The 11,588-nt window shown below is 60.5% G+C and carries 9 protein-coding genes; 7 read left to right on the top strand and 2 right to left on the bottom strand.

Going from position 1 to position 11,588, the window contains the following annotated elements; genetic code table 11:
* Positions 1-97: 97 nt before the first annotated feature.
* On the bottom strand, positions 98-661 hold the full coding sequence (locus tag ACI77D_RS13130; RefSeq protein WP_407016719.1) for a helix-turn-helix domain-containing protein: 564 nt from the start codon (positions 659-661) through the stop codon (positions 98-100).
* A gap of 92 nt (positions 662-753) precedes the next feature.
* Here ACI77D_RS13130 and ACI77D_RS13125 point away from each other — a divergent pair, with 92 nt between their 5' ends.
* The 7 genes from ACI77D_RS13125 (at position 754) to ACI77D_RS13095 (ending at position 7,940) form a co-directional block, all read left to right on the top strand.
* Positions 754-1,683, top strand: a complete 930-nt coding sequence (locus tag ACI77D_RS13125; protein ID WP_407016718.1) for a DMT family transporter — start codon at positions 754-756, stop codon at positions 1,681-1,683.
* Positions 1,684-1,894: 211 nt separating this feature from the next.
* On the top strand, positions 1,895-4,816 hold the full coding sequence (locus tag ACI77D_RS13120; protein ID WP_407016717.1) for a monovalent cation/H+ antiporter subunit A: 2,922 nt from the start codon (positions 1,895-1,897) through the stop codon (positions 4,814-4,816).
* Positions 4,816-5,160, top strand: coding sequence for a Na+/H+ antiporter subunit C (locus tag ACI77D_RS13115; protein ID WP_007986256.1), 345 nt, complete (start codon positions 4,816-4,818; stop codon positions 5,158-5,160). The genes ACI77D_RS13120 and ACI77D_RS13115 overlap by 1 nt, the downstream gene beginning before the upstream one ends.
* Positions 5,157-6,839, top strand: coding sequence for a monovalent cation/H+ antiporter subunit D (locus tag ACI77D_RS13110; protein WP_064452953.1), 1,683 nt, complete (start codon positions 5,157-5,159; stop codon positions 6,837-6,839). The genes ACI77D_RS13115 and ACI77D_RS13110 overlap by 4 nt, the downstream gene beginning before the upstream one ends.
* Positions 6,836-7,324 carry a Na+/H+ antiporter subunit E gene (locus ACI77D_RS13105; RefSeq protein WP_064452954.1) on the top strand — a complete coding sequence of 163 codons (489 nt, stop codon included), beginning with the start codon at positions 6,836-6,838 and terminating at the stop codon, positions 7,322-7,324. The genes ACI77D_RS13110 and ACI77D_RS13105 overlap by 4 nt, the downstream gene beginning before the upstream one ends.
* Entirely contained in the window at positions 7,321-7,599 is a 279-nt protein-coding gene (locus ACI77D_RS13100; RefSeq protein WP_064452955.1) for a K+/H+ antiporter subunit F, read from the top strand. Before ACI77D_RS13105 ends, ACI77D_RS13100 begins: the two co-directional genes overlap by 4 nt.
* A complete protein-coding gene (locus tag ACI77D_RS13095) occupies positions 7,596-7,940 on the top strand; it encodes a Na+/H+ antiporter subunit G (protein WP_221295109.1) in 345 nt (114 codons plus the stop codon). Before ACI77D_RS13100 ends, ACI77D_RS13095 begins: the two co-directional genes overlap by 4 nt.
* 27 nt (positions 7,941-7,967) lie before the next feature.
* On the opposite strand, the gene ACI77D_RS13090 is transcribed toward ACI77D_RS13095, so the two are convergent.
* Complete coding sequence (locus tag ACI77D_RS13090; protein ID WP_407016716.1) at positions 7,968-11,528, bottom strand: hypothetical protein; 3,561 nt, start codon at positions 11,526-11,528, stop codon at positions 7,968-7,970.
* Positions 11,529-11,588 lie beyond the last annotated feature (60 nt).

Genomic DNA, 11,588 nt, shown 5'->3' with positions numbered 1-11,588 from the left:
TTAATCAGCAATAAAATCAGTGAGTTGCTGGTAAAACACGGCGATTGACCACGCGTCAAACCAGCAAACTGTGCATCTACTGTTGCCTGGTAAACAGTTAGATCACCACGTTGCGCACAAAGCGCACGGCCACCTCACCGTCATTGCGATAACCGTGGGCCTGACGGCTGGCGAACATGTAGAACTCGCCGGCGGCGACGTGCTGTTCTTCGCCATCCAGAATCAGCGTCAGGCAGCCTTCGAAGACGAACAGCTGCACGCTCCAGCCTTCCGGGTCTGGCTCGGGGTTGTAACGATCACCTGGTTCCAGGCGCATCTCCCACAATTCCACTTCGCGGCGCGCGGTGGCTTTGGCCAGCAATACGGCTTTACTGCCGGGAATATCGCCGGCCCAGGCCAGCTCGTTGATACGGCTATGGTCACCCGCATCCGGGGCCTGGATCAGGTCGCTGAAGGCCACGTCCAACGCTTCGGCCACACGGTCCAGAGTGGACAGGCTGACGTTTTTCTCGCCCGCCTCGATAGCCACCAGCATGCGTCGGCTGACCCCGGACTTCTCCGATAGCGCGGTTTGGCTCAAGTCGGCAGCATGCCGCAGACGACGAACGTTCTGGCTGACGTGTTGCAGGACCGAGGCCCGTTGTGGATTTTCTTTGTGCACTATATTGCTCAATAGGTAGGTGTGCGCAGTATACTGCCCAGCATGCGGCGCATTGTGCGGTCCGTGCCTTTCCCTTGCAAGACCGAGCCGCCATGACCGCCCCGAACGCTTCCACACGTTTCAACCGTCTCAGCAAAGCCGAATGCATCCTGGTGGTCATCACCATGATTTGGGGCGGCACGTTTTTGCTCGTGCAACACGCCATGACCGTCAGCGGCCCGATGTTTTTTGTCGGCCTGCGGTTTGCAGCGGCGGCCATCGTGGTGGGCTTCTTTTCATTGCGCACCCTGCGCGGCCTGACCCTGTTTGAATTGAAAGCCGGCGCCTTCATTGGCACGTCGATCATGTTCGGCTACGGCATGCAAACCATCGGGCTACAGACCATTCCGAGCAGCCAATCGGCGTTCATTACTGCGCTGTATGTGCCGTTTGTCCCGCTGCTGCAGTGGCTGGTGCTGGGGCGCCGGCCGGGGCTGATGCCGGCCATCGGCATCATGCTGGCGTTTACCGGGTTGATGCTGCTCACCGGCCCGGCCGGCGCCTCGCTGAACTTCAGCCCTGGCGAAATTGCCACGTTGATCTGCGCAGTGGCGGTGGCGGCCGAAATCATTCTGATCAGCGCGTTTGCCGGGCAGGTGGATGTGCGTCGCGTGACCGTCGTGCAATTGGCCACGGCATCGCTGTTGTCGTTTTTGATGGTGGTGCCGATGGGTGAGGCATTGCCGGGGTTCTCCTGGCTGCTGCTGTTCAGCGCCGTGGGCCTGGGCTTGACCAGTGCAGTGATCCAGGTCGCGATGAACTGGGCGCAGCAAAGTGTATCGCCGACACGCGCCACCCTGATCTATGCCGGTGAACCGGTGTGGGCAGGCGTGATCGGGCGAATTGCCGGTGAGCGCTTCCCGCCGATTGCGATGGTCGGGGCGGCGTTGATTGTGGCGGCCGTGATTGTGAGTGAGTTGAAGACGAAGGGGCAGAAGGCGCTCGAACTACGCGATGAAAGGGAACAGGAACAGCAAGGGTAAGGTCAGACTGCTGGTGGTGGCTGTCAGATCGCCATCGCGGGCAAGCCCGGCTCCCACAGTGTAGGGTGTTGCTTGCTGGAATGGGTTCACTTGAAACAATGCTAAACCGGGGTTTTCGGCCTACCTTGTAGGATCCTGCCACACCTTGCCGTTTGGTGATCGAGAAAGCGGCACGTATGATGCATCCCAAACTCCCGCAGATTAGAAGCCTATGTCCCTGATAGTTCTACTGCTGCTGCCTTTTATCGGCAGCTGTCTGGCGGCCTTGCTGCCGCATAATGCACGTAACACCGAATCCCTGCTGGCCGGCCTTGTGGCCTTGGTCGGCACTATTCAAGTCGCCCTGCTCTACCCCCAGATCGCCCACGGTGGCGTGATCCGCGAAGAATTCATGTGGTTGCCCAGCCTTGGGCTGAACTTCGTGTTGCGCATGGACGGGTTTGCCTGGCTGTTCTCGATGCTGGTGCTGGGTATCGGCACGCTGGTGTCGCTGTATGCGCGCTACTACATGTCGCCGGACGACCCGGTGCCGCGTTTCTTCGCATTTTTCCTGGCCTTTATGGGCGCCATGCTCGGCCTGGTGATTTCCGGCAACCTGATCCAGATCGTGTTCTTCTGGGAACTGACCAGCCTGTTCTCGTTCCTGCTGATCGGCTACTGGCACCACCGCGCCGACGCCAGGCGCGGGGCTTATATGGCCTTGATGGTCACCGGCGCGGGCGGTTTGTGCCTGCTGGCCGGCGTGATGCTGCTGGGGCATATCGTCGGCAGCTATGACCTGGACCAGGTGCTGGCGGCGGGCGATCAGATTCGTGCGCACTCGCTGTACCCGGTGATGCTGGCCCTGGTGCTGATCGGCGCCTTGAGCAAAAGCGCCCAGTTCCCCTTCCACTTCTGGCTGCCCCACGCGATGGCGGCACCGACTCCGGTTTCTGCCTATTTGCACTCGGCGACGATGGTGAAGGCCGGCGTGTTCCTGCTGGCCCGCCTGTGGCCGTCGCTGTCCGGCAGCGAAGAATGGTTCTGGATCGTCGGCGGCGCCGGCGCGATCACCCTTCTCCTCGGCGCTTACTGCGCCATGTTTCAGAATGACCTCAAGGGCCTGCTGGCCTATTCCACCATCAGCCACCTCGGGCTGATCACCCTGCTGCTGGGCCTCAACAGCCCGCTGGCCGCCGTCGCTGCGGTGTTCCATATCCTCAACCACGCTACCTTCAAGGCCTCGCTGTTCATGGCGGCGGGCATCATCGACCATGAAAGCGGCACGCGGGATATCCGCAAGCTCAGTGGCCTGGTGCGGCTGATCCCGTTTACCGCGACCCTGGCCATGGTGGCCAGCGCATCCATGGCCGGCGTGCCGTTGCTCAATGGCTTCCTGTCCAAAGAAATGTTCTTCGCCGAAACCGTGTTTGTTTCATCGACCGCCTGGGTGGAAATCGCCCTGCCGATGATCGCGACCATCGCCGGCACCTTCAGCGTGGCGTATGCGCTGCGCTTCACAGTCGACGTGTTCTTCGGCCCGCCCGCAACCGACCTGCCCCACACGCCTCATGAACCGCCGCGCTGGATGCGCGCACCGGTTGAGTTGCTGGTATTCACGTGCCTGCTGGTGGGGATTTTCCCGGCCCAGGTAGTCGGTTCGATCCTCGCCGCCGCCGCACTGCCGGTTGTCGGCGGTGTACTGCCCGAGTACAGCCTGGCCATCTGGCACGGCTGGAATGCACCGATGATCATGAGCCTGGTGGCCATGTCCGGCGGCGTGGTGCTGTACCTGTTGCTGCGCAAGCAACTCAAGCGCGGCCGCTTCAAGTACCCTCCCGTCATCAGCTACTTCAACGGCAAGCGCATGTTCGAGCGCAGCCTGGTAGTGATGATGCGCGGCGTGCGCAAGATCGAAAAACGCATCAGCACCAAGCGCCTGCAAACTCAGCTGTTCCTGCTGGTGCTGGCGGCGGTGGTGGCCGGCCTGATCCCAATGCTCAACAGTGGCCTCAGCTGGGGCGACCGGCCGAAGATCCCGGGTTCCATCGTATTCGTCACCCTATGGCTGCTGGCAATCGCTTGCGCTTTGGGCGCCGCCTGGCAAGCCAAGTACCACCGGCTGGCAGCCCTGACCATGGTCAGCGTGTGCGGCATGATGACGTGCATCACCTTCGTGTGGTTCTCGGCGCCGGACCTGGCGCTCACGCAACTGGTGGTCGAAGTGGTGACCACCGTGCTGATCCTGCTGGGCCTGCGCTGGCTGCCACGACGCATCGAAGAAGTGTCGCCATTGCCCAGTTCGCTACGCAAGGCACGCATCCGTCGCCTGCGTGACTTCCTGCTGTCCACCGTGGTGGGCGGCGGCATGGCGCTGTTGTCCTACGCGATGCTGACCCGCCAGACGCCCAACGATATCTCCTCGTTCTACCTCAGCCGCGCCCTGCCCGAAGGCGGCGGCAGCAATGTGGTGAACGTGATGCTGGTGGACTTCCGTGGCTTCGACACCTTGGGCGAAATCACCGTACTCGGCGCCGTGGCGCTGACGGTCTATGCCCTGCTGCGTCGGTTCCGCCCCTCGAAAGAAAGCATGCAACTGCCCGCACAACAGCGCCAGTTGGCGCCGGACGTGGCCACCGACCTGGTCAACCCGCGCCAGGCCAGCGACACCGCCCTGGGCTTCATGATGGTGCCGGCGGTGCTCGTGCGCCTGCTGCTGCCGATTGCGCTGGTGGTGTCGTTCTATCTGTTTATGCGCGGCCACAACCAGCCGGGTGGCGGGTTCGTCGCAGGCCTGGTGATGTCGGTGGCGTTTATCCTTCAATACATGGTGGCCGGCACCCAGTGGGTCGAGGCACAGATGAGCCTGCGGCCGATGCGCTGGATGGGCTTCGGCCTGCTCTCTGCAACATTAACCGGGCTTGGCGCATTGTTTGCCGGGTACCCCTTCCTCACGACCCACACCTGGCATTTCAGCCTGCCGGTGCTGGGCGATATCCATATTGCCAGCGCACTGTTCTTCGACATCGGCGTGTACGCCATGGTCGTCGGTTCGACGCTGTTGATGCTCACCGCCCTCGGTCACCAATCCGTGCGGGCCCATAAACCGAGCAACCAGGCGAAAGCCGTTGCCGCAACGGAAGGAGCCGCCTGATGGAAGAAGTCATCGCAATTGCCATTGGAGTCCTGGCGGCCTCCGGCGTCTGGTTGATCCTGCGACCACGGACGTTCCAGGTGGTGATGGGCCTGTGCCTGCTGTCGTACGGGGTCAACCTGTTCATTTTCAGCATGGGCAGCCTGTTTATCGGCAAGGAGCCGATCATCAAGGACGGCGTGCCGCAAGACCTGCTGCACTACACCGATCCCCTGCCACAAGCCCTGGTGCTGACGGCGATCGTGATCAGCTTCGCCATGACCGCCTTGTTCCTGGTGGTGCTGCTGGCTTCCCGGGGCCTGACCGGTACGGACCATGTGGACGGCCGGGAGCCCAAGGAATGAATTGGGTCAACCAAATGATCGTTGCGCCGATCCTGCTGCCACTGCTGACGGCCGCACTGATGCTGATGCTGGGCGAAAAACGTCGCCCGCTGAAGGCAAAAATCAACCTGTTCTCCAGCATTGTCGGCCTGGGCATTGCCATTCTGCTGTTGTACTGGACGCAACAAGGCGGCCCCGGCTCAATCGGCGTGTACCTGCCGGGCAACTGGCAGGTTCCGTTCGGCATCGTACTGGTGGTGGATCAACTCTCGGCATTGATGCTGGTGCTCACCGGCATTATCGGCGTGAGTGCGCTGCTGTTCGCCATGGCTCGCTGGGACCGTGCCGGTACCAGTTTTCATGCGCTGTTCCAGATCCAGATGATGGGCCTGTACGGCGCCTTTCTCACGGCAGATTTGTTCAACCTGTTCGTGTTCTTCGAGGTGCTGCTGGCCGCGTCCTACGGCTTGATGTTGCACGGCTCGGGCCGCGCTCGGGTGTCGTCGGGGCTGCATTACATCGCGATCAACCTGCTGGCGTCGTCGCTGTTCCTGATTGGCGCGGCGATGATCTACGGCGTGACCGGCACGCTGAACTTTGCTGACCTGGCACTGAAAATCCCGCTGGTGCCGGAGGCGGATCGCGGCCTGTTGCACGCAGGCGCGGCGATTCTGGCGACGGCATTCCTGGCTAAAGCCGGCATGTGGCCGTTGAACTTCTGGTTGGCGCCCGCCTATTCCTCGGCCAGCGCACCGGTGGCGGCGATGTTTGCGATCATGACCAAAGTTGGCGTGTACACCGTGCTGCGCCTGTGGACCCTGCTGTTCTCCGGCCAGGCCGGTGCTTCGGCGCTGTTTGGGGGCGACTGGCTGGTGTACGGCGGCATGGCGACCATTATCTGCGCGGCGCTGGCGATGTTGGCCGCGCAACGGCTGGAGCGCATGGCGAGTTTGAGCATTCTGGTGTCGGCCGGGATCCTGCTGTCGGCCGTGGGTTTTGCCCAGCCAAGCCTGACCGCCGGCGCGTTGTTCTATCTGGTCAGCTCAACCCTGGCCTTGAGCGCGCTGTTCCTGCTGGCTGAGTTGATCGAGCGTTCGCGCTCGGCCAATGACTTGCCGTTGGATGAAGAAATCGATGCCCTGCCCAAAGCCATGGAATCTCTGCATCCGCGTCCCGGCGTCAACCTTGATGACGAGCAGAAAGCCGTGGTCGGCCAGGTGATTCCCTGGACCATGGCCTTCCTCGGCTTGAGCTTTGTCGCCTGTGCGCTGCTGATTATCGGCATGCCGCCGTTGTCCGGGTTTATCGGCAAGCTCAGCTTGTTGAGTGCGCTGGTCAACCCAATGGGCCTGGGTAACGCGGTGGATGAACCGATCCGGCCGGCCGCCTGGGGCCTGGTGGCGCTCCTGATCCTGTCCGGCCTGGCTTCGCTGATCGCCTTCGCCCGCCTGGGCATCCAGCGCTTCTGGACCCCGGAAGAGCGTCCATCGCCCCTGCTGCGTCGCTACGAGTGCTTGCCGATCTTCTTCCTGCTCGGCCTGAGCATCATTCTGACCTTCAAGGCCGAACCGTTGATGCGCTACACCCAAGCCACCGCCGAGAGCTTGAACAACCCGGAACACTATGTGATGGCGGTGATGGCGACGCGTCCGATACCGAGCCCTGAAGCCAAAACCGCGGCGTTGGAGGTGCAGCCATGAAGCGTCTGTTGCCTGCCCCGTGGTTGTCGCTGGCGTTGTGGGTGTTGTGGCTGGTGCTGAACTTGTCGATCAGCCCCGGCAACCTGTTGCTGGGCGCGCTGCTGGGTTTTCTCGCGCCGCTGCTGATGGCACCGCTGCGCCCGTTGCCGATCCGCATCCGCCGCCCAGGCGTGATCATCCGCCTGTTTTTTCGGGTGGGGCGCGACGTGATCGTTTCCAATCTGCATGTGGCATGGGGCGTGTTGGTCTGCGGCTCGCGGCCACCGCGCTCACGGTTTGTGAAAATCTCGCTGGACCTGCGCGACGCCAACGGCCTGGCCGTGCTGTCGATGATCACCAGCGTCACGCCCGGCACCGTCTGGTCGGAACTGGCGCTGGACCGCAGTATTTTGCTGATCCACGTGTTCGACCTGGATGACGAAGCGCAGTTTATCCAGCACTTCAAACACGCCTACGAGCGGCCCCTGATGGAGATCTTCGAATGAGCGCCCTGCTCTCCAATGCGATCCTGCTCAGCCTGTTCCTGTTTTCCCTGGCGATGGTGCTGACGCTGTTACGCCTGTTCAAAGGCCCTTCCGCGCAGGACCGGGTCCTGGCGCTGGATTATCTGTACATCCTGGCGATGCTGATGATGCTGGTGCTCGGCATTCGCTATGCCAGTGACACCTACTTTGAAGCGGCGCTGCTGATTGCGCTGTTTGGCTTTGTCGGGTCGTTCGCCCTGGCCAAATTCCTGCTGCGTGGCGAGGTGATTGAATGATGCCGTTATGGGTTGAAGTGAGCGTGGCGCTATTGCTGGTGCTGAGCAGCCTGTTTGCGTTGATCGGTGCAATCGGGTTGCTGCGCATGAAGGACTTTTTCCAGCGCATGCACCCACCCGCGCTGGCCTCGACGCTGGGCGCGTGGTGTGTGGCGTTGGCGTCGATTATCTACTTTTCGGTACTCAAGTCCGGGCCGGTATTGCACGGGTGGTTGATTCCGATTTTGTTGTCGATCACGGTGCCGGTGACCACGCTGCTATTGGCGAGGACGGCGCTGTTCCGTAAGCGCATGGCCGGCGATGATGTGCCTGCCGAGGTGAGTAGTCGCCGAGCCAAATAGCCGAGCGACTCCATCAGCCCGTCGGCACTAGGGGGTTTGAGGGGTAAAGCCTTGAAGTGGCGAGCCGAACGGCACACCGCTATCGGGATCGATCGCATACCATTTTTCCTGCTCCCTGATGGCCTTCAGCGTTACCTGGTTAACCGTACCCTGTATGGGCGTCACCGGCTTGGCGTTCGCCTTCTTGAGCATCTCGGATACGGTGGGAGCAGCATCATTGGCAAAGCGAGCCTTTGCGAAAAGATCAACAGGTACGTACACCCCCATCCCGATCCCGACGGGAACGCCCTTGCGCGCACGTCTTAGAAAATCTCCCAGTCGACTCGGCTGGTTCGGCAGACCAAAGAAGCCTTCACTCGGATTAAATATCCCACGCAGCAATGCAGTGCCTTCCTTGAGTACAGAGACACGAAATGCCTGCTTGTTCAGCCGTGATGCAAACCTGATCGCGTTCCATGCTTTGCGGGTGGCCTGTAATCCTCCCGCGCCAATAAACAGCAACGTATCAATTGCCAAGCCTTTCAAGCCGTCTTTGATATTGCCCTCATAGATGTCAACCAATGGGCCGATGAACGAAATCATCGACACCAGCGCGCGACCATTTTCTTTGCTCATCAGACGATTGACGTAGCCCCGAACGTTATCTTCGCTGGGCAGCACTGCATTCGCATGATCAATGAATGCCTGGCGATGCCCGCTATAGTTGCCTATGTAATTACCCGAAAGTATAACGTCGATAATCGCCTGGCTTTTGGCGGAGCCAAAGGTGTCAGGCACCCACTCATTGCGGTTATCACCCGACCCTTTCGACGCAGCCGCCGCCATGGAAGCCCCTACTTTGGAAATGATCACCTTCGACGAGGTATTGTTACGAGGCGCCTCCCCCGTGAGGTATGCGTCGAAATCAAAAGGTGCTTGAGTGCCCCGCAAATACCGAAGTGTCTTCGTGCCACTTCGCCATCTGGGCACGGTCTCTTCTTCGATGACACCCTCATTCAGGCTCAATCTTTTCCCCGCCAAACTGGCCGTGCGATCAATAACCGTCCCGGACGTGGGGAAAAACTCAAGCAACCGGTTTTTTCCCTCGTATTTGATGACCAGCAACACCCCGTGCCAACCCCGATTCTCGGCGACTTTACTTCCCCTGCCGGCGTCTTCGGGCTGCGTCTCACCGGTTTCCCGACGCAGCCTATAGACCTGGACCTCGCCCCATTCCATAGCCTGCCGAACGTCAAGCGGCAAGTCTGCAAGACTCATCTTCATGAGTGAGGGCATCGCCCCTTTGACATTACTCAGATAGTGATCGACTGCACCCCCGACCTGATCGGCAATAGGAGGAAGTGTCTTTATCCGGGCGTCAAATTGCGCTTGTGTAATCCGAGGATGGCTGAAGGAAAACCAATGCTGATGCAGATCCCCCGTTGCATATGCCTCAACCAACGTCGGCCACTTCGTATTAATGCCGACACCTGAGAGGCTGCGTTGAGTGGCGGGCTTTCTCACTGTGATTGTTTCTATCTCACTGTCAGTCAACTCCGGGAACGCTTGTTTCAGCGCCTTGATTGCCAGGCTGCTACGGGTGGGCGGTGCCGTCCCCAGGGTGACTATGGATTGCTCGACCGCCTCGGAACGACGAGTAATGCCGTCAGAAGCCAACTGATAATCGCCGGGCGTATAGTTACCGTCGCTACGCCGGGGCACAGTACCGGTCATGATTCCCACATCGAGCACCCGCTTTGCACCCAGCGCTATAGCCAGGGCTTGCTGTTGCGGCTGGACGGCTTCCAGGGTGGTCAGTGCTCCAAGCTCATTCAGGCTCATGCCGCGACTGGCTCCAGCACCGCCCCACACTTCGGCCAATGCACTGCCCAGGCTAACCGTCATCCACGCAGGGCTGCCTACACGTATTTTGTCTGGAGACTGACGTAGCGGCTCAGGGAGCTTTGTTGACTCCTGCTGGTCAGGTTTCACCAGAAACTCCGGGGCGGCGTGTGCCAGGAACAGATGAGCCACCAACGGCGCAGCACGTGCGCTCACGCCTTTTTTCTCGATTAAGTGTTTTTCAAAGTCTTTGCGTACAGCCCGCATTTCACGACCCATATTGGCCGGAGTGTAAAATTGATAACCGGCGGCGCTTCCCTGGGCGGCGGGAACATTAGGCTCGACACTGAGCATGATGGCGGCGGTCAGCAGACTTTTGCGTTGCGCGGCATCGATATCGTCATCACCCTCCCCCTTATACCAACCCAACGCCTGGGCGAGTTCCCGACCCCACTGCTGGGCCTGCGGGGTGTTGAGTAGTTCGTCCCAGATCGGGTCTGCCCTGGCTGCTGTTTCCTGCGGGTCGACTTGCGTCACGATCTGACGCCCCCATGCGAGCCCTATGGTATTGGCGCCATACTTCTGATCCGTCGCCAGCGAAATCAACGTAGTTTTGTCGCTCGCCGACAAGGTGCCCGCAGCCCATGCCTGGGGCAGTAATTTCGCATAATTGCCGACAGGCGCAGTCGGTGGGAAGTGGGTACGCAACCATTGGGCGGCGGCGCGAGCCTGCCCTGCGGTATCGAGTGCACCCAGGCCCATCGACCTCGCGACCTGCCGCAGATCGTGGCGATCGTCTGAGTAGAGCGCGTTACCCGTCTGCTCGCTCAACACGACAACCGCCGCTAATGCGTCTTTCAACGGCTGGCTCCAACGATCACTGACAGGTACATCCAGCCACTGATTCAGGGTCGGTTGCAGCACTTGCAGGTGGCCTTCGCTGATACGAACCGTCTGGTCCGACAAGGTTTGCCCCAGATCCGCCAGAACACCCTGCATCTCAGGCAGTGCAACCAGCTCGGCCAGGCGCCTGCGGGCCTCACCATCACGTTTCAACGGGTTTGTTCGAGAGACCTCAAACTCGGTACCCGATAACGATAATGGCCTACTGTCCGCAACGCCCAGCGCCGTGCGTTCCAGCGCGTCGGCGAGGTTTTCTCGATCATCGAGCTCATTGATAACACGCTTTGACCATTCAGACCGGAGTGGGTGATTGCGTGTTTCCGCTGCAGACAACGCAGGCCAGCCTGCCTCCAGGCTTGTCACAAGCGCATTCGCTTGCTCGGCGGTATGTGGCGGACTGACGCCATAAAACAAGCTCGCCACATTCCGCGAAATTTGCTGGCTGTTGATAGAGACATAAGGCACACCCTGGTGCGTGGGGTCTAACGCCTCAAGCGCGTGCATCACACGCGCCGATACCTGCCACCAACCGGAGGTGTCTTGCAGGGTGTATGCCTGATGAGAGGTCACGCCATTATGGGTAACAAGGCCCGATACAGCGTTTTTGCCGATCGTCACCGAGTCCAGGGAAAAACCCTTGCCCCTCAACCAGGCTAAAACCTCGGGCTGATTCAGCACGCGCTTGTAGATGTCGAACGGCTGAGACATCAGCGACCGCACGGGCACGGTCACCAGCGCATCCGGCACACTGCCCATCTGCGCAATCAACTGCGTCTGAAGGGTTTCATCTGCATCGGCGGAGTGAGAGTGCGCACCCGCCAACAGGCCCAGCGTGTTGCGCGCAGGTTTGTCAGGCGTCTGCACAAGCGCGCGTTTCTCGCGCCGTACAGCGACAGGGTCGGTACCCTCGGAAGGTTGCCCGAA

This window comes from Pseudomonas sp. O39 (assembly GCF_045447295.1).
Taxonomy (GTDB): Bacteria; Pseudomonadota; Gammaproteobacteria; order Pseudomonadales; family Pseudomonadaceae; genus Aquipseudomonas; species Aquipseudomonas antarctica_A.
The sequence above is the reverse complement of the archived record's forward strand: the minus strand, read 5'-3'. Positions and strand labels throughout refer to the sequence as shown.

Bases quoted from the DNA above. Each gene is read 5' to 3' on its own strand.
- ACI77D_RS13110 (WP_064452953.1), top strand. From the start codon at position 5,157: ATGAATTGGGTCAACCAAATGATCGTTGCGCCGATCCTGCTGCCACTG.
- ACI77D_RS13095 (WP_221295109.1), top strand. From the start codon at position 7,596: ATGATGCCGTTATGGGTTGAAGTGAGCGTGGCGCTATTGCTGGTGCTG.
- ACI77D_RS13120 (WP_407016717.1), top strand. From the start codon at position 1,895: ATGTCCCTGATAGTTCTACTGCTGCTGCCTTTTATCGGCAGCTGTCTG.
- ACI77D_RS13100 (WP_064452955.1), top strand. From the start codon at position 7,321: ATGAGCGCCCTGCTCTCCAATGCGATCCTGCTCAGCCTGTTCCTGTTT.
- ACI77D_RS13105 (WP_064452954.1), top strand. From the start codon at position 6,836: ATGAAGCGTCTGTTGCCTGCCCCGTGGTTGTCGCTGGCGTTGTGGGTG.
- ACI77D_RS13115 (WP_007986256.1), top strand. From the start codon at position 4,816: ATGGAAGAAGTCATCGCAATTGCCATTGGAGTCCTGGCGGCCTCCGGC.
- ACI77D_RS13125 (WP_407016718.1), top strand. From the start codon at position 754: ATGACCGCCCCGAACGCTTCCACACGTTTCAACCGTCTCAGCAAAGCC.